This is a genomic window from Streptomyces sp. DS1-CR2, assembly GCF_055760475.1.
In genome coordinates, this window is sequence record NZ_CM147085.1 from 5,217,484 (window position 1) to 5,236,713 (window position 19,230).

Annotated in this window: 20 protein-coding genes and 1 tRNA gene; 18 read left to right on the forward strand and 3 right to left on the reverse strand. The window is 68.0% G+C overall.

Annotated features, from left to right (window positions below):
* Window positions 1-74: 74 nt before the first annotated feature.
* The 7 genes from rpmG (at window position 75) to ACY0PA_RS25110 (ending at window position 5,169) form a co-directional block, all read left to right on the forward strand.
* Window positions 75-239 carry a 50S ribosomal protein L33 gene (rpmG, locus tag ACY0PA_RS25080; RefSeq protein ID WP_100594914.1) on the forward strand — a complete coding sequence of 55 codons (165 nt, stop codon included), beginning with the start codon at window positions 75-77 and terminating at the stop codon, window positions 237-239.
* Window positions 240-365: 126 nt separating this feature from the next.
* A complete protein-coding gene (locus ACY0PA_RS25085) occupies window positions 366-818 on the forward strand; it encodes an FAS1-like dehydratase domain-containing protein (RefSeq protein ID WP_473079923.1) in 453 nt (150 codons plus the stop codon).
* Window positions 819-820: 2 nt separating this feature from the next.
* On the forward strand, window positions 821-1,249 hold the full coding sequence (locus ACY0PA_RS25090) for a MaoC family dehydratase (RefSeq protein ID WP_100594912.1): 429 nt from the start codon (window positions 821-823) through the stop codon (window positions 1,247-1,249).
* 188 nt (window positions 1,250-1,437) lie between these two features.
* Window positions 1,438-2,007 carry a TetR/AcrR family transcriptional regulator gene (locus ACY0PA_RS25095; protein WP_473079924.1) on the forward strand — a complete coding sequence of 190 codons (570 nt, stop codon included), beginning with the start codon at window positions 1,438-1,440 and terminating at the stop codon, window positions 2,005-2,007.
* Between the two features lie 114 nt (window positions 2,008-2,121).
* The gene (locus tag ACY0PA_RS25100; RefSeq protein WP_473079925.1) at window positions 2,122-3,567 is read left to right on the forward strand and encodes a DHA2 family efflux MFS transporter permease subunit; all 1,446 of its coding nucleotides are present in this window, start codon (window positions 2,122-2,124) and stop codon (window positions 3,565-3,567) included.
* A gap of 42 nt (window positions 3,568-3,609) precedes the next feature.
* Window positions 3,610-3,990, forward strand: a complete 381-nt coding sequence (locus ACY0PA_RS25105; protein WP_473079926.1) for a DUF3291 domain-containing protein — start codon at window positions 3,610-3,612, stop codon at window positions 3,988-3,990.
* A gap of 123 nt (window positions 3,991-4,113) precedes the next feature.
* On the forward strand, window positions 4,114-5,169 hold the full coding sequence (locus tag ACY0PA_RS25110; RefSeq protein ID WP_473079927.1) for a UDP-N-acetylmuramate dehydrogenase: 1,056 nt from the start codon (window positions 4,114-4,116) through the stop codon (window positions 5,167-5,169).
* A gap of 36 nt (window positions 5,170-5,205) precedes the next feature.
* Here the strand turns inward: ACY0PA_RS25110 and ACY0PA_RS25115 are convergent, their stop codons facing one another.
* Complete coding sequence (locus ACY0PA_RS25115) at window positions 5,206-5,838, reverse strand: NAD(P)-dependent oxidoreductase (protein ID WP_473079928.1); 633 nt, start codon at window positions 5,836-5,838, stop codon at window positions 5,206-5,208.
* A gap of 87 nt (window positions 5,839-5,925) precedes the next feature.
* Here ACY0PA_RS25115 and ACY0PA_RS25120 point away from each other — a divergent pair, with 87 nt between their 5' ends.
* Window positions 5,926-6,522 carry a TetR/AcrR family transcriptional regulator gene (locus ACY0PA_RS25120; RefSeq protein WP_473079929.1) on the forward strand — a complete coding sequence of 199 codons (597 nt, stop codon included), beginning with the start codon at window positions 5,926-5,928 and terminating at the stop codon, window positions 6,520-6,522.
* Between the two features lie 32 nt (window positions 6,523-6,554).
* Complete coding sequence (locus ACY0PA_RS25125; RefSeq protein WP_473079930.1) at window positions 6,555-7,280, forward strand: DsbA family protein; 726 nt, start codon at window positions 6,555-6,557, stop codon at window positions 7,278-7,280.
* Between the two features lie 18 nt (window positions 7,281-7,298).
* Here the strand turns inward: ACY0PA_RS25125 and ACY0PA_RS25130 are convergent, their stop codons facing one another.
* Complete coding sequence (locus ACY0PA_RS25130) at window positions 7,299-8,327, reverse strand: adenosine deaminase (protein ID WP_473079931.1); 1,029 nt, start codon at window positions 8,325-8,327, stop codon at window positions 7,299-7,301.
* Between the two features lie 185 nt (window positions 8,328-8,512).
* Window positions 8,513-9,751, reverse strand: coding sequence for a pyridoxal phosphate-dependent aminotransferase (locus ACY0PA_RS25135; protein WP_473079932.1), 1,239 nt, complete (start codon window positions 9,749-9,751; stop codon window positions 8,513-8,515).
* A gap of 190 nt (window positions 9,752-9,941) precedes the next feature.
* Between ACY0PA_RS25135 and ACY0PA_RS25140 the strand changes: the two genes are divergently transcribed.
* The 9 genes from ACY0PA_RS25140 (at window position 9,942) to rpoB (ending at window position 19,192) form a co-directional block, all read left to right on the forward strand.
* A tRNA-Trp gene (locus tag ACY0PA_RS25140) sits at window positions 9,942-10,014 on the forward strand.
* A gap of 109 nt (window positions 10,015-10,123) precedes the next feature.
* On the forward strand, window positions 10,124-10,411 hold the full coding sequence (secE, locus tag ACY0PA_RS25145) for a preprotein translocase subunit SecE (protein ID WP_100594904.1): 288 nt from the start codon (window positions 10,124-10,126) through the stop codon (window positions 10,409-10,411).
* Window positions 10,412-10,489: 78 nt separating this feature from the next.
* Window positions 10,490-11,374: a transcription termination/antitermination protein NusG gene (gene nusG / locus ACY0PA_RS25150; RefSeq protein ID WP_473079933.1), complete on the forward strand. Its 885-nt coding sequence runs from the start codon at window positions 10,490-10,492 to the stop codon at window positions 11,372-11,374.
* 177 nt (window positions 11,375-11,551) lie between these two features.
* Window positions 11,552-11,986, forward strand: coding sequence for a 50S ribosomal protein L11 (gene rplK / locus ACY0PA_RS25155; RefSeq protein WP_100594902.1), 435 nt, complete (start codon window positions 11,552-11,554; stop codon window positions 11,984-11,986).
* A gap of 82 nt (window positions 11,987-12,068) precedes the next feature.
* Complete coding sequence (gene rplA, locus ACY0PA_RS25160) at window positions 12,069-12,797, forward strand: 50S ribosomal protein L1 (protein ID WP_375985818.1); 729 nt, start codon at window positions 12,069-12,071, stop codon at window positions 12,795-12,797.
* A 140-nt stretch (window positions 12,798-12,937) separates the two neighbouring features.
* Window positions 12,938-13,657, forward strand: a complete 720-nt coding sequence (locus ACY0PA_RS25165) for an SCO4651 family lipoprotein (RefSeq protein WP_473079934.1) — start codon at window positions 12,938-12,940, stop codon at window positions 13,655-13,657.
* A gap of 348 nt (window positions 13,658-14,005) precedes the next feature.
* The gene (gene rplJ / locus ACY0PA_RS25170) at window positions 14,006-14,536 is read left to right on the forward strand and encodes a 50S ribosomal protein L10 (RefSeq protein ID WP_473079935.1); all 531 of its coding nucleotides are present in this window, start codon (window positions 14,006-14,008) and stop codon (window positions 14,534-14,536) included.
* A 111-nt stretch (window positions 14,537-14,647) separates the two neighbouring features.
* Window positions 14,648-15,031: a 50S ribosomal protein L7/L12 gene (gene rplL / locus ACY0PA_RS25175; protein WP_100594898.1), complete on the forward strand. Its 384-nt coding sequence runs from the start codon at window positions 14,648-14,650 to the stop codon at window positions 15,029-15,031.
* A 675-nt stretch (window positions 15,032-15,706) separates the two neighbouring features.
* Entirely contained in the window at window positions 15,707-19,192 is a 3,486-nt protein-coding gene (gene rpoB, locus ACY0PA_RS25180; RefSeq protein ID WP_473079936.1) for a DNA-directed RNA polymerase subunit beta, read from the forward strand.
* Window positions 19,193-19,230 lie beyond the last annotated feature (38 nt).

A 19,230-nucleotide genomic window follows, 5' to 3' on the forward strand; every position in this document is an offset into this window, starting at 1 on the left:
ATTGTGGGGTCGGTCCTCCGGTCGGCTACTATTCATGCGTTCATCCGTCAACCGTCCGTCCAAGGAGCACTCACGTGGCTGCCACCGACGTCCGCCCGAAGATCACGCTGGCCTGCGTGGAGTGCAAGGAGCGGAACTACATCACCAAGAAGAACCGGCGTAACGACCCGGACCGTCTTGAGATGAAGAAGCACTGCCCGCGCTGCAACCAGCACACGGCGCACCGCGAAACGCGCTGACTCAGGCTCGTACATGAGGCCGTCCCCTTCCGAGGGGGCGGCCTCATGTCGTTATCGCGTGCGGGCGGCCGGCCGTAAGATCCGGCAACATCCGGCAACAGTGCAAATCCAGGAGGTGCCGAGTCCATGGCGCTCGACCAGTCCTTCGTGGGACGGTCCTACCCGCCCACCGACCCCTATGAGGTCGGCCGGGAGAAGATCCGTGAATTCGCGGAGGCGGTGCGGGACACCAATCCCGCCTACGTCGATCCGGAGGCGGCCAAGGCGCTCGGCCACCCCGATGTGATCGCTCCGCCGACCTTTGTGTTCGCCATCACGTTCAAGGCCGCGGGCCAGGTGATCGAGGACCCGCAGTTGGGTCTCGACTACAGCCGCGTCGTGCACGGCGACCAGAAGTTCGCGTACACGCGCCCGGTGCGCGCCGGTGACCGGCTCACCGTGACCTCGACGATCGAGGCGATCAAGTCCCTGGCGGGCAACGACATCCTGGATATCCGCGGCGAGGTCCACGACGAGGCCGGCGAGCACATCGTGACCGCCTACACCAAGCTCGTGTCGCGCGCGGCCGAGGAGGCGTGACCATGACGACGACGATTCAGTACGCGGATGTGGAGATCGGCACGGAGCTGCCGGCCCAGACGTTCCCCGTGACCCGCGCCACGCTCGTGCAGTACGCGGGCGCCTCCGGTGACTTCAACCCGATCCACTGGAACGAGAAGTTCGCGGTCGAGGTCGGGCTCCCGGACGTCATCGCCCACGGCATGTTCACCATGGCCGAGGCGATCCGCGTCGTGACCGACTGGGTCGGCGATCCGGCCGCCGTCGTGGAGTACGGCGTGCGCTTCACCAGGCCCGTCATCGTCCCGAACGACGACAAGGGCGCGACGATCGAGGTCAGCGGCAAGGTCGCCGCCAAGCTCGACGACGGCCGCGTCCGCGTCGACCTCGTCGCGACGAGCGCGGGCCAGAAAGTGCTCGGCATGTCGCGGGCGGTTGTGCAGCTGGCGTAACGGCTGCTCCGTAGGAACCTGAGTAAGGGGCACCATTGCGGGGTGCCCCTTACTCGTAGGTATCAGGACACGCATTAGTCGTAGGCATCAGGACCCGCATTACTCGTAGGCATCAAGGCGCGTACGCCTTCGCGGCAGCCGAGATGTGGCGGTTGACATAGGTAGTGATTGACCACTAACTTAATCCCATGGTCAGGATGAGCGCAGACGAGCGACGTGAGAGCGTCATTCGCGCGGCGATGAGCGAGTTCGCCAGGGGGGGTTACTACGGCACCTCTACTGAGGCGATCGCCAAGCGGGTGGGTGTCTCGCAGCCGTATCTGTTCCGGCTCTTCCCGGGAAAGAAGGCCATCTTCCTTGCGGCGGCGACCCGTTGCGTGCAGGACGCGACGCGGCTCTTCGCCGAGGCCGCCGAAGGGCTGGAGGGCGAGGAAGCCCTGGACGCCATGGCGAACGCGTACACCGACGTCATCGCCAAGGATCCCGAGCGGCTCATGATGCAGATGCAGGTGTACGTCGCGGTCGCCGCCGCCGAGGCGGCCGGTGACCACGAGTTCGGCGAGGCGGTCCGCGCCGAGTGGATGAAGCTCTGGGACGCGGCGCATCTGCCCCTGGGGGCGGACGTGAACGAGACGACGACCTTCATGGCCTACGGGATGCTGATCAATGTCCTGGTCTCCATGGGGTTCCCCCCGGAGCACCGGATCTGGGAAGGGCTGTATCCATCGGCTCGCACCGAGGGGCGCCTGGAGCACTAGCGGTAGTCAGCAACTGAGCACGGGGAATCAGGGGTGGGTGTCCGTGGAGGTTCCTGGCCTCTTCCCGCCCATGAAAGTTAGTGATCAATAACTAGCCACCGTTCTGGGGGAACGATGTCACAGCAGACAGCACGCCGCGGGGGAGCCGTCTGGGCCCTCGTCATCACCAGCGTCGCCGGATTCATGGCGGCCCTCGACAACCTCGTCGTCACCACCGCGCTGCCCTCCATCCGCAAGGACCTCGGCGGCGCGCTCGACGACCTGGAGTGGACGGTCAGCGCCTACACGCTCACCTTCGCCGTGCTGCTGATGTTCGGCGCGGCCCTGGGTGACCGGTTCGGCCGCCGCCGGCTCTTCCTCGTCGGCCTCACCGTCTTCACCGGCGCGTCCGCCGCCGCGGCCATGGCACCCGGCATCGACTCGCTGATCGCCGCCCGCGCGGTCCAGGGCGTCGGCGCCGCGATCACGATGCCGCTGACCCTCACCCTGCTCACCGCGGCCGTCCCGGCGGCGAAGCGCGGGATGGCGTACGGGATCTGGGGCGCCGTCAACGGGCTCGCCGTCGCGAGCGGGCCGTTGATCGGCGGCAGCCTCACCGAGCACGTCTCCTGGCACTGGATCTTCTGGCTGAACGTCCCGCTCGGCCTCGCTCTTCTACCGCTCGCCCGGCTGCGCCTCAGCGAGTCGTACGGCACCGGCGCCCGGCTCGACCTGGTCGGCACGGTGCTCGCCAGCAGCGGCCTCTTCGGCATCGTGTACGCCCTGGTCCGCGCGCCCCGCGACGGCTGGACCAGCGGACTCGTCCTGCTGGGCCTGTTCGCCGGCGGCGCCCTGCTCGTCGCCTTCGCGCTGCACGGCACCCGCGCCAGGAACGCGATGCTGCCGATGCGCCTCTTCCGCTCCCGCGCCTTCGCCGGGATCAACGCGGCCAGCCTGCTGATGTTCCTCGGGATGTTCGGCTCGATCTTCCTGCTCAGCCAGTACATGCAGGGCGTCCTCGGCTACTCGCCCACCGAGGCGGGCCTGCGGATGCTGCCCTGGACCGGCATGCCGATGCTCGTCTCGCCGATCGCGGGGTACCTGTCCGACCGGATCGGCGGCCGCCTGGTCGTCGCCACCGGCCTCTTCCTCCAGGCCGCGGGGCTCGCCTACTACGCCTCCGTGGTCGCCGCCGACGCCTCGTACACCGCGCAGCTGCCCGCCCTGATCATCAACGGCATCGGGATGTCCCTCTACTTCGCCCCCGCGTCCAACCTGGTCATGTCCAGCGTCCGCCCGCAGGAGCAGGGCATCGCGTCCGGCGCGAACAACGCGCTGCGCGAGGTGGGCGGAGCACTCGGTATCGCCGTGATGTCGTCGATCTTCGCGGCGCAGGGCGGCTACGACTCCGCGCAGACCTTCGTGGACGGCATCCGGCCCGCGCTGTGGGTGGGCGCGGCCACGGTGGCCGTCGCCGGAGCCGCGGCCCTGTTCATCCCCTCCCGCCGGCGCGCGGCCGAGAGCCCCAGGAGCGAGCCCGAGCCCCGATCCGCCCCTGTCCTGGAGACCGCCTCGAACTGAGATCGCCCCGCATCGAACCGGCACTCTTCGAAGGAGCCCATCATGCCCACACTGCCCTGGACCGTCCCGAACACCCCGCCCGCCGGCGCCGAGGCCCACGTCATGGCCTCCCGCTTCGAGACCCGCACCCTGTGGGGAGCCCTCCGCTTCTTCGCGAAGACCCCCTCTGTCTGGCGCCAGGTGAGCATGGCGCCCGGCGCGTACGGAGCCTCCGTGAAGGCGGCGCCCCTGCGGCGGACCTTCTGGACCCTGTCCGCCTGGGAGTCGCCCGACGCGCTGAAGCGCTTCGCGGGCTCGGCGCCCCACGGCCCGACGGCTGGTGGTCTGCGCTCACAGATGAAGGACGCGAAGTTCGTGCGCTGGCAGACCACCACGGACGAGCTGCCGCTCGACTGGGCGGAGGCGCTGCGGCGCCTGACGTGAGCCGTGAGGTGAGCTCGCCAGGTGTCGAAGGAGAAGACTCGCCAGCTATGGAACGTGCCAGGTATTGAAGGAGACGAACGGCCCCGCCACGACCGGCGGGGCCGTTCTCGTACTCTTGAGCGCGTGCAGGAACTCCACGACGCCCCCCTCGCCCCCCTGACCACCTTCCGTCTCGGTGGCCCCGCGGCCCGGCTGCTGACGGCGACGACCGACGACGAGGTGATCGCCGCCGTCCGTGAGGCCGACGCGGCGGGCGTCCCGCTGCTGATCGTCGGCGGTGGCAGCAACCTGGTCATCGGCGACAAGGGCTTCGCGGGCACCGCCCTGCGGATCGCCACGAAGGGCTTCTCGCTCGACGGTACGAACCTTGAGCTCGCGGCCGGCGAGGTGTGGACCGACGCGGTCGCCCGCACCGTCGAGGCCGGTCTCGCGGGTATCGAGTGCCTCGCCGGAATCCCGGGCTCCGCCGGCGCCACGCCGATCCAGAACGTGGGCGCGTACGGCCAGGAGGTCTCGTCGACGATCACCGAAGTGATCGCGTACGACCGGAGGGCCGACGAGACGGTCACCATTTCGAACGAGGAGTGCGCGTTCTCGTACCGGCACAGCCGTTTCAAGGCGGATCCCGACCGCTTCGTGGTGCTGCGGGTGCGGTTCGGGCTCGAGGACGCGGGCGGCATGAGCGCGCCCATCAAGTACCCCGAGACCGCCCGCACCCTCGGTGTCGAGGCGGGCGACCGGGTCCCCGCGGCCCTCGCCCGCGAGACCGTCCTGAAGCTGCGCGCGGGCAAGGGCATGGTGCTCGACCCCGAGGACCACGACACCTGGTCGGCCGGGTCGTTCTTCACCAACCCGATCCTGACCGAGGAGGAGTTCGCCGCCTTCCACGCGCGCGTGGCGGATCGTCTCGGCCCCGGCACCGCCCCGCCCGCCTTCCCGGCCGGCGAGGCCCGCGTGAAGACCTCGGCGGCCTGGCTCATCGACAAGGCGGGCTTCAGCAAGGGCTACGGCAGCGGGCCCGCGCGTATCTCCACCAAGCACACGCTCGCCCTCACCAACCGCGGCGAGGCGACCACCGACGACCTCCTCGCGCTCGCCCGCGAGGTCGTGGCCGGCGTCCACGACGCCTTCGGCGTGACCCTGGTCAACGAGCCGGTCACGGTGGGCGTGACTCTCTGACCCCCTGACCCCCTGGGTCTCTGACCCGGCGACCCGCTAATAGGCGACCCCCACGCCCTGCTTCACCGTCGCCGGGTCGTCGATCATCGCCAGCATCGCGTGGGCCACGTCGGCCCGCGAGATGCTCCGTCCGCTGCGCGGATTCCCGCCGACCACGGTCCGGTACGTGCCCGTGAGCGGCTTGTCCGTGAGCTTCGGCGGGCGCACGGAGGTCCAGTCCGTGGCGCTGGCCGCGAGCTCGCCCTCCATGGCCCGCAGATCGTCGTAGACGGGCTTGAGCAGCGAGCTGATGACGCCGGTCATGGCGCGGTCGAGGAGCGGTGAGCGCTCCGGCTCGGGGCCGACCGGCGCCGCGCTGACGACGAGCAGACGCCGTACGCCCTCGGCCTCCACCGCGCCCAGCACCGACCGGGTCAGCTCGGCCGTGATGCCCGCGTCCGCGCGCTTGCGGGCGCCGAGCCCGGACAGGACCGCGTCCCGCCCGGCGACCGCGGGGCGCAGCGTCTCGAGGTCCCGCACATCCGCCCGGAACACCTCCAGGTCCGCGCCCGTCACGGTGAACCGCGCGGGGTCACGGACCACCGCGGTGACCTGATGACCCGATGCCAGTGCCTGCCGGACGATTTCCTGGCCGATACCGCCGGTCGCTCCGAAGGCAGTGATCCTCATGGCAGACCTCCTAGGGTGGGTAAGTGTTCACTCACCTACTAGAGTGAGTGGATACTCACCTGCTCGTCAAACTCGGTTGGAGTCCGCATGCATCAGAAGCCGGCCCGCGTCCGCATCGTCGACGCCGCCCATGAACTCATGCTGAGCATCGGCCTCGCCCGCGCCACCACCAAGGAGATCGCCAAAGCGGCGGACTGTTCGGAAGCGGCGCTCTACAAGTACTTCGCGAACAAGGAAGAGCTGTTCGTGACCGTTCTCAGCGAGCGGCTGCCCAAGCTCGGACCACTCCTGACCGAGCTCACCAGGGAACCGGGCGCGAAGAGCGTCGAGGAGAACCTCACGGAGATCGCCCGCGAGGCCGCCCTCTTCTACGAGCAGACCTTCCCGATAGCCGCCTCCCTGTACGCGGAACCCCAGCTCAAGCGCCGTCATGAGGAGGCGCTGCGCGAGATGGGCACGGGCCCCCACCGCCCGATCCAGGGTCTGGACGCCTACCTCAGATCCGAGCAGGACGCGGGCCGCGTCAGCCGCGACGCCGACACCTACGCCGCCGCGTCACTCCTCCTCGGAGCCTGCGCCCAGCGCGCGTTCGCGTACGACATGGCCCCCGACCGCAAGCCCCCGCAGCCGTTGGACGAGTTCGCCGCGGGCCTCGCCCGCACCCTGCTCACCGGGATCGCATAGAGTCCCCCTTCTTTCAGGGGAGGGGCAAGATCATGCTGCGTGGAAGAGGGCGCCGGGGCGCCATATCGGTGCTGGTGGCGGTGCTGACGGGAGTACTCGCTGCGGGGTGCGGCCGGGGAGCGTCCGGCGGGGACGCGAGCGACGCCAGGAAGCCCGAGCGGTTCGCGAGCTCCGGGCAGCTGCCCGAACACCTCGCGGCCGACGGCACGACGGTCGTCGTCGGGTCATCGAAGACGGACACCGTCGTACGGCTCTACGAGGACCTGCGCTGCCCCGTCTGCCGTGACTTCGAGGAGGACGGCGGCGCCGGCGCGCTGCGGAAGATGACCCTCCACGGCGAGGTCAGGTCCGAGTACACCCTGGCGTCGTTCCTCGACGACCGGCTGGGCGGCAAGGGCTCGAAGAAGGCGGCCAACGCGCTGCGGGCCGCGCTGGAACAGGGGAAGTTCGTCGAGTACCACGACCTCCTCTTCCAGGAGCAGCCCGAGGAGACCGCCGACGGCTACACCGACGCGTTCCTCCTCCGCATGGCCTCGCGGGTGAAGGGCCTGCGCGGCGCCGAGTTCGACGCGGCGGTGAAGGGCATGAAGTACCGCTCCTTCGTCACCGCCTCAGAGAGGGCCTACGAGGCCGACAAGGCGCCCGGCACCCCGGCCTTCGCGGTGAACGGCACCCTCATCAGCGAGGACCGGTGGAACCTGATGTTCGACCCCGAGTACGTTCCGCTGGCGATCAGGACGTCGACCCTGCCGGAGTGACACACGCACCGGCACTGCTCAGGGGGCGGCGGTCAGCCAGTCGTCGACCCCCGACAGCAGCTTCGCCTTGATGTCCTGCGGCGCCGCCGAACCGCGCACCGACTGCCGTGCCAGCTCGGCCAGTTCGGCATCGTCGAAGTCGTGGTGACGGCGCGCGATCTCGTACTGGGCGGCCAGACGCGAGCCGAACAGGAGCGGGTCGTCGGCGCCGAGCGCCATCGGCACCCCTGCCTCGAACAAAGTGCGCAGGGGTACATCCTCCGGCTTCTCGTAGACGCCGAGCGCGACATTGGACGCCGGGCAGACCTCGCAGGTCACCTGCCGGTCCGCGAGACGCTTCAGGAGCCGGGGGTCCTCGGCGGCCCGCACCCCGTGCCCGATCCGCGTCGCCTCCAGGTCGTCCAGACAGTCACGTACGGAGGCGGGCCCGGTCAGCTCGCCGCCGTGCGGCGCGGCCAGGAGCCCGCCCTCCCTGGCGATGGCGAACGCGCGGTCGAAGTCCCGCGCCATGCCCCGCCGTTCGTCGTTGGAGAGCCCGAAGCCGACGATGCCGCGGTCCGCGTACCGCACGGCGAGGCGGGCCAGAGTGCGCGCGTCCAGCGGATGCTTCATACGGTTCGCGGCCACCAGGACCCGCATGCCGAGACCCGTGTCGCGCGAGGCGGTCTCGACGGCGTCCAGGATGACCTCCAGGGCCGGGATGAGCCCCCCGAGCCGCGGCGCGTACGACGTCGGGTCGACCTGGATCTCCAGCCACCCCGACCCGTCCGCGAGATCCTCGAGCGCGGCCTCGCGCACCAGCCGCCGAATGTCCTCGGGCTCGCGCAGACAGGACCGCGCGGCGTCGTACAGCCGCTGGAAGCGGAACCAGCCGCGCTCGTCGGTGGCCCGCAGCTTCGGCGGCTCGGCCCCGGTCAGGGCGTCGGGCAGCCTGACCCCGTACTTGTCGGCCAGTTCGAGCAGGGTCGAGGGCCTCATCGACCCGGTGAAGTGCAGATGAAGATGGGCCTTGGGCAGCTGCCTTACATCACGTGGTACGCGCTCCATTCGAGGATCTTGCCGCACACACCCGCCGCGCGGGAAGCGGCTTTCCCCCTTCGTGGCCTTGCCCGAACGAAGATCCGACCGAAGAACTGACCGAAGAACTGACCCAAGGTCCGGACGAAGGTCCGGACGAAAAGCGGGCCGCCCCCGGGAATCCCGGAAGCGGCCCGCACCACGCGGAAGACGCGTCAGTCGCGCGCCTCGGCGAGCAGCTTCTGGATCCGCGAGACACCCTCGACCAGGTCCTCGTCGCCCAGGGCGTACGACAGACGCAGGTAGCCCGGCGTGCCGAAGGCCTCACCCGGGACGACCGCGACCTCGGCCTCCTCCAGGATCAGCGCGGCCAGCTCGACGGAGTCCTGCGGACGCTTGCCGCGGATCTCCTTGCCGAGCAGCTCCTTCACCGACGGGTACGCGTAGAAGGCGCCCTCGGGCTCGGGGCAGAGCACACCGTCGATCTCGTTCAGCATCCGCACGATGGTCTTGCGGCGACGGTCGAAGGCCTCGCGCATCTTCGCGACGGCCGTCAGGTCACCGGACACGGCGGCGAGCGCGGCGATCTGCGCGACGTTCGACACGTTCGACGTGGCGTGCGACTGCAGGTTGGTCGCGGCCTTCACGACGTCCTTCGGGCCGACGATCCACCCGACGCGCCAGCCGGTCATCGCGTACGTCTTGGCGACGCCGTTCACGACGATGCACTTGTCGCGCAGCTCGGGCAGGAGCGCCGGCAGGGACGTGAACTTGGCGTCCCCGTAGACCAGGTGCTCGTAGATCTCGTCGGTGAGGACCCACAGGCCGTGCTCGACGGCCCAGCGGCCGATCGCCTCGGCGTCGGCCTGGCTGTAGACCGCGCCCGTCGGGTTCGACGGCGACACGAACAGGACGACCTTGGTGCGCTCGGTGCGCGCCGCCTCCAGCTGTTCCACCGAGACGCGGTACCCGGTCGTCTCGTCGGCGACGACCTCGACGGGGACACCACCGGCGAGACGGATCGACTCGGGGTACGTCGTCCAGTACGGCGCCGGGACGATGACCTCGTCGCCCGGGTCGAGGATCGCGGCGAAGGCCTCGTAGATGGCCTGCTTGCCGCCGTTGGTGACCAGGATCTGCGAGGGGTCGACCTCGTAGCCGGAGTCGCGCAGCGTCTTCGCGGCGATCGCGGCCTTCAGCTCGGGCAGACCGCCGGCGGGTGTGTACCGGTGGTACTTCGGGTTCTTGCAGGCCTCGATGGCCGCTTCGACGATGTAGTCCGGGGTCGGGAAGTCGGGCTCGCCCGCGCCGAAACCGATGACCGGACGCCCGGCGGCCTTGAGGGCCTTGGCCTTGGCGTCGACGGCAAGGGTCGCGGACTCGGAGATCGCGCCGACACGGGCGGAGACCCGGCGCTCGGTGGGCGAGGGGGAAGGAGTAGCAGCAGCGCTCATAACCCCATCGTTCCAGACCGGAAACCCGCCCGGCACACGGGTTTCGCGGACGATCAACGACCGGCCCGCTTCTTTCTGTTCGACGGAGGGCCGTGGAGCACGTACACTCACTGCTCGTTGGCCTTCACCGGCCGCTCTCTCCCGGCAGATAACGTGCAGTCGGAAGGATGCGGTACGTTGGGGCAGACAAAGGGTCGTAGCTCAATTGGTAGAGCACTGGTCTCCAAAACCAGCGGTTGGGGGTTCAAGTCCCTCCGGCCCTGCTACACACTCCTTCGCCAGGACGTGTGCGCATGTACGTACTGCAAATGCACCGCCGTGCGGCTCAACCGGGCGCGGCACGGCCACGACCCGGAATTCAGGTGAGGACGCGTGACGGACGCCGTGGGCTCCATCGACATGCCTGATGCCCAGGATGAGGCGCCGGAGTCCCAGAAGAAGCCCCGTAAAGGTGGCAAGCGCGGAAAGAAGGGCCCGTTCGGCCGTCTCGCGCTCTTCTACCGCCAGATCGTCGCGGAGCTCCGCAAGGTTGTCTGGCCGACTCGGAACCAGCTCACCACCTACACCAGCGTGGTGATTGTGTTCGTCGTCATCATGATCGGTCTGGTGACCGTGATTGACTATGGCTTCAACCACGCCGTCAAGTACATCTTCGGCTGAGCCGAGAGCGAAGGGCGCCGTACCCGGCGCCCCTATTCGCGTGTTCCACCCCTATGTATCCAGGAAGAAGCAGCCACAGTGTCTGACCCGAACCTGAACGAGGCGATCGAGCCCGTCGAGTCCGCTGAGGACGAGCTCGACATTGTCGAGGCGGCGGACGCCGAGCACGCCGAGGACACGGTCCAGGCCGAGGCTGACGACGAGGCAGCCACTGAGGCTGACGGGCACGCCGAGGACGAGGTCGAAGCCGCCGAGGAGTCCCTCGAGGACGACGCCGACGAGCCGTCCGACGAGGACGCCCCCGAGGCCGAGTCCGACGAGGAAGCCGCCGAGGAGTCCGAGCCGGTCGACCCGATCGTCGCCCTGCGCGAGGAACTGCGCACGCTGCCCGGCGAGTGGTACGTCATCCACACGTACGCCGGTTACGAGAACCGCGTGAAGACCAACCTCGAGCAGCGCGCCGTCTCGCTGAACGTCGAGGACTTCATCTTCCAGGCCGAGGTGCCGCAGGAAGAGGTCGCGCAGATCAAGAACGGCGAGCGCAAGACCATCCGTCAGAACAAGCTCCCCGGCTACGTGCTGGTGCGCATGGACCTGACGAACGAGTCGTGGGGCGTCGTCCGCAACACCCCCGGTGTCACCGGCTTCGTGGGCAACGCCTACGACCCGTACCCGCTGACCCTGGACGAGATCGTCAAGATGCTCGCCCCGGAGGCCGAGGAGAAGGCCGCCCGCGAGGCCGCCGAGGCCGAGGGCAAGCCGGCTCCGTCCCGCAAGCTCGAGGTCCAGGTCCTGGACTTCGAGGTGGGCGACTCGGTCACCGTCACCGACGGCCCGTTCGCGACGCTGCAGGCGACGATCAACGAGATCAACGCCGACTCGAAGAAGGTCAAGGGCCTCGTCGAGATCTTCGGTCGCGAGACCCCGGTCGAGCTCAGCTTCGACCAGATCCAGAAGAACTAGCCCCTTCCGGCACTTTCTGGAACAAGCACTTCCGAACAGGTCAGACGGGCTCTCGCAGCCTGTCTGACCTGCTCGGTTTTTAGCCGCACACGGATACCCGTTATCGTTGTGCGGTATGCCTCCATCCGGACGACCGGGTGGTTGGCTGAAAACTCTCACTAGGACCCGGAGAGAGCAATGCCTCCCAAGAAGAAGAAGGTCACGGGGCTTATCAAGCTCCAGATCCAGGCCGGTGCCGCCAACCCGGCCCCGCCGGTTGGTCCCGCGCTGGGCCAGCACGGCGTCAACATCATGGAGTTCTGCAAGGCCTACAACGCCGCGACCGAGTCGCAGCGTGGCTGGGTCATCCCGGTGGAGATCACGGTCTACGAAGACCGCTCCTTCACCTTCATCACCAAGACGCCCCCGGCCGCCAAGATGATCCTCAAGGCCGCGGGCATCGAGAAGGGCTCCGGCGAGCCTCACAAGACCAAGGTCGCGAAGATCACCGACGCGCAGGTCCGCGAGATCGCCACCACCAAGATGGCCGACCTCAACGCCAACGACCTGGACGCCGCGGCGAAGATCATCGCCGGTACCGCGCGCTCCATGGGCGTCACGGTCGAGGGCTGATCCTCACCCCGTTTGACCTTTCTGTGGTAGGGCCAGCGCTGGTCCGCACCACGAACTCCATACCTGAACTCCAGGAGTAGAAGTGAAGCGCAGCAAGACTCTCCGCGCTGCGGACGCGAAGATCGACCGGGACAAGCTCTACGCCCCGCTCGAGGCCGTCCGTATCGCCAAGGAGACCTCCGCGACGAAGTTCGACGGCACCGTCGAGGTCGCCATGCGTCTGGGTGTCGACCCGCGCAAGGCCGACCAGATGGTCCGTGGCACCGTGAACCTCCCGCACGGCACCGGCAAGACCGCCCGGGTCCTGGTCTTCGCGACCGGTGACCGTGCTGCGGCCGCGGAAGCCGCTGGCGCCGACATCGTCGGCTCCGACGAACTCATCGACGAGATCTCCAAGGGCAACCGCCTGAACGAGTTCGACGCCGTTGTCGCCACCCCGGACCTCATGGGCAAGGTCGGCCGCCTCGGCCGCGTGCTCGGCCCCCGTGGCCTCATGCCGAACCCGAAGACGGGCACGGTGACCCCGGACGTGGTCAAGGCCGTGAACGAGATCAAGGGCGGCAAGATCGAGTTCCGCGTCGACAAGCACTCGAACCTCCACTTCATCATCGGCAAGGTGTCCTTCGACGACACCAAGCTGGTGGAGAACTACGGCGCGGCCCTGGACGAGATCCTTCGTCTGAAGCCGTCCGCCGCCAAGGGTCGCTACATCAAGAAGGCCGCCATCGCCACCACGATGGGCCCCGGCGTTCCGCTCGACCCGAACCGCACCCGCAACCTCCTCGTCGAGGAGGACCCGGCTGCGGTCTGAGCCTGACAGCTCAGCCAAGTCGGCTCGGGCCCCGCACCTTTCGAGGTGCGGGGCCCGTTCCCGTTTTCCCGCTAACCCCTCCGGGCCCCGGTGGGCTCCGCTAGCGTGCGGGGTCGACCTGGGGCTCGGCGGGGGAGCGTATGAACGGCAGGACATGGGTGCGGCACGCGACGGTCTGCCTGGCGGTGGCCGGCCTGGTGTCCTGCGCCGGCCACGAGGCGCCCCAGGGCGACACGAGCGTCACCGGGGCGCTGCGGGCCGCCCGCTCGGAGGTCGCCGCCGCCGGGTCCGCGAGGATCGAGGCGACCAGCAGTACGGGCACCAGCCTGTCGTCGCGGAGCGTGGGCGTCCTGCGCTGGACGGGCGGGCTGCGCGGCACCCTGAGGGTGACAGCGACCGGCGGCTCGATGGCCTCGACGACCCGGCTCATGGGCGGCTCCCCGTCCCAGTCCCGCTTCCTGCCGGACGCGTACTACACGCACATGACCGACAAGTTCGCCGCGCTGTCGGACGGCAAGCACTGGATCCGATACCCGTACGCCCCCGGGGCCGACCTCTCACCGGCGGCCTCCCTGAAGCTGCTGCTGTCCTCGGGGAACGCGCGCGAGGTGGGCCGGGAGACCGTGCGCGGCGTCCGCGCCACGCACTACACGGGCACGGCCGACGGGCAGCGCGTCGACGTCTGGATCGACCGCGGGCACCTCCTGGTCAAGCGCGTCCAGCGGGCCCGTACGGACTCCGGAGCCTTCTGTGGGACCGTGCACTACGCCGACTACGGCGCCCGCGCCTCGGCCGAGCGCCCGCCGGCGCGGGACACGGTCGACTTCAAGGACGTCGTCAGTCGAAAGCCCACTGCATGACCGTGAAGAGGGCAGACGGCCAAGGCGAGCGGACCGCGCGCGACCAGCGGTCGAGTGCCCCGGCGGGGGGCCGACAAGGGCGGATTTGCCTGAGGCGGACCCCGTCACGTAATCTCCTCAGGAAGCCAAAGACCGCTGGTCGTTGCCGTGGCCTCGCAAGAGGAACCGGCGACCGAAGGATCTGCTGAAAGCGGACGACCTGCGCAGGTGACTGTGGAAAGTTCCCGGACGCTGTTCTTCAATGAGCACAGCCGGTCGAGCTACGCCCCGTGCGCCTGCGCCGGGGCGTTTTGTTTTGTACAGCCCCTTCTGAGCGGTCCTCATCACCCGGAAGGAGGCCGACGCTCTATGCCGACGCCCGACAAGGCTGCCGCGGTAGCCGAGCTCACGGACAAGTTCCGCAGCTCGAACGCCGCCGTGCTGACCGAGTACCGGGGTCTCACCGTGGCCCAGCTCAAGCAGCTGCGCCGTTCTCTCGGTGAGAACTCCGAGTACGCCGTGGTGAAGAACACGCTGACCAAGATCGCGGCCAACGAGGCCGGGATCAACACGCTGGACGACCTGTTCACGGGTCCGACAGCGGTTGCCTTCGTCACCGGTGACCCGGTGGAGTCGGCGAAGGGTCTTCGTGACTTCGCCAAGGACAACCCCAACCTCATCATCAAGGGCGGTGTCCTTGACGGTAAGGCGCTGTCCGCCGATGAGTTCAAGAAGCTCGCGGACCTCGAGTCCCGCGAGGTTCTGCTCGCCAAGCTGGCGGGCGCCATGAAGGGCAAGCAGACTCAGGCTGCTCAGGTCTTCCAGGCGCTCCCGTCGAAGTTCGTCCGCACTGCGGAGGCGCTTCGCGTCAAGCGCGACGAGCAGGGCGGTGCCGAGTAACTCGGCTCGCGCAATGATCGCTGCCCGCCAGGGCGACGGTCGCAGCGGGCCGAACGTACGCCCGCCTACATGTAACTCCGGCACCTGCCGAATTAGTGGAAGGACGCCATCATGGCGAAGCTGTCCCAGGACGACCTGCTCGCGCAGTTCGAAGAGATGACCCTCATCGAGCTCTCCGAGTTCGTGAAGGCCTTCGAGGAGAAGTTCGACGTCACCGCCGCCGCGGCCGTCGCCGTTGCCGGCCCCGCCGCCGGTGGCCCGGCCGCCGAGGCTGCCGAGGAGCAGGACGAGTTCGACGTCATCCTCACCGGCGCCGGCGAGAAGAAGATCCAGGTCATCAAGGTCGTGCGCGAGCTCACCTCCCTGGGCCTCAAGGAGGCCAAGGACCTCGTCGACGGCGCTCCGAAGCCCGTCCTCGAGAAGGTCGCGAAGGACGCCGCGGAGAAGGCTGCCGAGTCCCTCAAGGGCGCCGGCGCCTCCGTCGAGGTCAAGTGACCTCGGGAGTCTGCTGACTCCTTGCTGAGCGGCTCTCGCGTAGGGCTGTAACGCGAACGTACTGAAGGGCGATCACCCAACTGGGTGGTCGCCCTTCAGGCTTTTCGGATGGCCGCTCGGCGTTCCAGTTCGGCTGCCTTGCACTGACGGTCCCGACGAGTATGGTGATCTTCGTTGTGCCTGGAACCGGTGCCTGGAGCCGGTGCCTGCGGGTGCCTGCTGGTGAGTGCGGGGGTCGGGGCAGCCCCGTTCGCACAGGAGGGGGCCTTGACGAACCGCACGCAGCGCGCAATTCTCAGGACGCGTCGTCACAACGATCCGGATCCGAGGCATGGATCGACGACGAAGAGGGCAGTAAGGATGTGCGCGCCACGAGTGACGTGGTGACGTGTTGCAGCTGTTGAGAACAACGAGGGTCTGACGAGGGTCGTTGAGGACAACGAGGGTCTCAAAAAACCCGCACTGGACATCAGTGAGCCAAGTGGCTACACTGACCCTTTGCGCTGCCTGTTAGCTGCTCCCTGCCCGTCACCAGGGGCATGCCCTCGCTCCAGCACCGTGGACTGAAGCCCACCTGACCTGGCCCTCACCGGCCGATTCGGGAAGCTTCTGCCTCCGTGCCAGCTTGGGACCGGTACGCGCGTAGTGAGTCCGAGCCCTCGGAAGGACCCCCTCTTGGCCGCCTCGCGCACTGCCTCGACCGCGAATACGAACAACGGCGCCAGCACCGCCCCGCTGCGCATTTCCTTTGCAAAGATCAAGGAGCCCCTCGAGGTTCCGAACCTTCTTGCGCTGCAGACCGAAAGCTTCGACTGGCTGCTCGGCAACGACGCGTGGAAGGCTCGTGTCGAGGCGGCTCTGGACAGCGGACAGGACGTCCCCAGGAAGTCCGGTCTGGAGGAGATCTTCGAGGAGATCTCCCCGATCGAGGACTTCTCAGGGTCGATGTCCCTGACGTTCCGCGATCACCGTTTCGAGCCGCCGAAGAACTCTATCGACGAGTGCAAGGAGCGCGACTTCACGTTCGGCGCCCCGCTCTTCGTCACCGCCGAGTTCACCAACAACGAGACCGGCGAGATCAAGTCCCAGACGGTCTTCATGGGCGACTTCCCGCTCATGACCAACAAGGGCACCTTCGTCATCAACGGCACCGAGCGTGTCGTTGTGTCGCAGCTCGTCCGCTCGCCGGGCGTCTACTTCGATTCCTCGATCGACAAGACGTCCGACAAGGACATCTTCTCGGCCAAGGTCATCCCGTCCCGGGGTGCCTGGCTCGAGATGGAGATCGACAAGCGCGACATGGTCGGTGTCCGCATCGACCGCAAGCGCAAGCAGTCCGTCACCGTTCTCCTGAAGGCTCTCGGTTGGACCACCGAGCAGATCCTCGAGGAGTTCGGCGAGTACGAGTCCATGCGCGCCACCCTGGAGAAGGACCACACCCAGGGCCAGGACGACGCGCTCCTCGACATCTACCGCAAGCTGCGTCCGGGCGAGCCGCCGACCCGTGAGGCCGCGCAGACGCTGCTCGAGAACCTCTATTTCAACCCGAAGCGCTACGACCTCGCGAAGGTCGGCCGCTACAAGGTCAACAAGAAGCTGGGCGGCGAAGCCCCGCTGGACGCCGGCGTCCTGACCGTCGAGGACATCATCTCGTCGATCAAGTACCTGGTGAAGCTGCACGCCGGTGAGACCGAGACCGTTGGCAACAGCGGTGCGTCGATCGTCGTCGAGACCGACGACATCGACCACTTCGGCAACCGTCGTCTGCGTAACGTCGGCGAGCTCATCCAGAACCAGGTCCGCACGGGTCTGGCTCGTATGGAGCGCGTCGTCCGCGAGCGCATGACGACTCAGGACGTCGAGGCGATCACGCCGCAGACCCTGATCAACATCCGGCCGGTCGTCGCCTCCATCAAGGAGTTCTTCGGCACCAGCCAGCTGTCGCAGTTCATGGACCAGAACAACCCGCTGTCGGGTCTCACCCACAAGCGCCGTCTGTCGGCGCTTGGCCCGGGTGGTCTCTCCCGTGAGCGGGCCGGCTTCGAGGTCCGTGACGTGCACCCGTCCCACTACGGCCGTATGTGCCCGATTGAGACGCCTGAAGGCCCGAACATCGGTCTGATCGGTTCGCTGGCTTCCTACGGTCGCGTCAACGCGTTCGGCTTCGTCGAGACGCCGTACCGCAAGGTCGTCGAGGGTGTCGTCACCGACGACGTCGACTACCTGACCGCGGACGAGGAAGACCGCTTCGTGATCGCCCAGGCCAACGCCGGCCTCGGCGAGGACATGCGGTTCACCGAGAACCGCGTCCTGGTCCGCCGTCGTGGCGGCGAGATCGACTACATCCCGGGCGACGACGTCGACTACATGGACGTCTCGCCGCGCCAGATGGTGTCGGTCGCGACCGCGATGATCCCGTTCCTCGAGCACGACGACGCCAACCGTGCCCTCATGGGCGCGAACATGATGCGTCAGGCCGTGCCGCTGATTAAGTCCGAGGCGCCGCTCGTCGGCACGGGCATGGAGTACCGCTGCGCCACTGACGCGGGCGACGTGCTCAAGGCGGAGAAGGACGGTGTGGTCCAGGAGGTTTCCGCGGACTACATCACCACCGCCAACGACGACGGCACGTACACCACGTACCGCCTCGCGAAGTTCTCGCGCTCCAACCAGGGCACCTCCGTCAACCAGAAGGTTGTCGTGGACGAGGGCGCCCGCGTGATCGAGGGCCAGGTTCTGGCCGACGGTCCCGCGACCGAGAACGGCGAGATGGCGCTCGGCAAGAACCTGCTCGTGGCGTTCATGCCGTGGGAGGGTCACAACTACGAGGACGCGATCATCCTGTCGCAGCGCCTCGTGCAGGACGACGTCCTCTCCTCGATCCACATCGAGGAGCACGAGGTCGACGCCCGTGACACCAAGCTCGGCCCGGAGGAGATCACCCGGGACATCCCGAACGTCTCCGAAGAGGTCCTCGCCGACCTCGACGAGCGCGGCATCATCCGTATCGGTGCCGAGGTCGTCGCCGGCGACATCCTCGTCGGCAAGGTCACGCCCAAGGGTGAGACCGAGCTGACGCCGGAGGAGCGCCTGCTCCGCGCGATCTTCGGTGAGAAGGCGCGCGAAGTGCGCGACACCTCGCTGAAGGTGCCGCACGGTGAGATCGGCAAGGTCATCGGCGTCCGCGTCTTCGACCGTGAAGAGGGCGACGAGCTGCCGCCGGGCGTGAACCAGCTGGTTCGTGTCTACGTGGCGCAGAAGCGCAAGATCACGGACGGTGACAAGCTCGCCGGCCGCCACGGCAACAAGGGTGTTATCTCGAAGATCCTCCCGATCGAGGACATGCCGTTCCTCGAGGACGGAACTCCGGTCGACATCATCCTCAACCCGCTGGGTGTGCCGTCCCGAATGAACCCGGGACAGGTCCTGGAGATCCACCTCGGCTGGCTCGCCAGCCGCGGCTGGGACGTCTCCGGCCTCGGTGACGAGTGGGCCCAGCGCCTGCAGGCCATCGGCGCCGACCAGGTCGCCCCCGGCACCAACGTCGCGACTCCGGTCTTCGACGGTGCCCGTGAGGACGAGATCTCCGGTCTCTTCGAGGCCACGATCCCGAACCGCGACGGTGACCGTCTGGTCCAGCCGTCCGGCAAGGCCAACCTGTTCGACGGCCGCTCCGGCGAGCCGTTCCCGGACCCGATCTCGATCGGGTACATGTACATCCTCAAGCTGCACCACCTGGTCGACGACAAGCTCCACGCCCGTTCGACCGGTCCGTACTCCATGATCACCCAGCAGCCGCTGGGTGGTAAGGCTCAGTTCGGTGGCCAGCGATTCGGTGAGATGGAGGTGTGGGCGCTTGAGGCTTACGGTGCCGCTTACGCCCTCCAGGAGCTCCTGACGATCAAGTCCGACGACGTGACCGGCCGCGTGAAGGTCTACGAGGCCATCGTCAAGGGCGAGAACATTCCCGAGCCGGGCATTCCCGAGTCCTTCAAGGTGCTCATCAAGGAAATGCAGTCGCTCTGCCTCAACGTGGAGGTGCTGTCCTCGGACGGCATGTCCATCGAGATGCGCGACACCGACGAGGACGTCTTCCGCGCGGCGGAGGAGCTCGGTATCGACCTGTCCCGGCGCGAGCCGAGCAGCGTCGAAGAGGTCTGACGGGCCTGGCCGGGGGCTCCCACAAGGAGCCCCCGGCC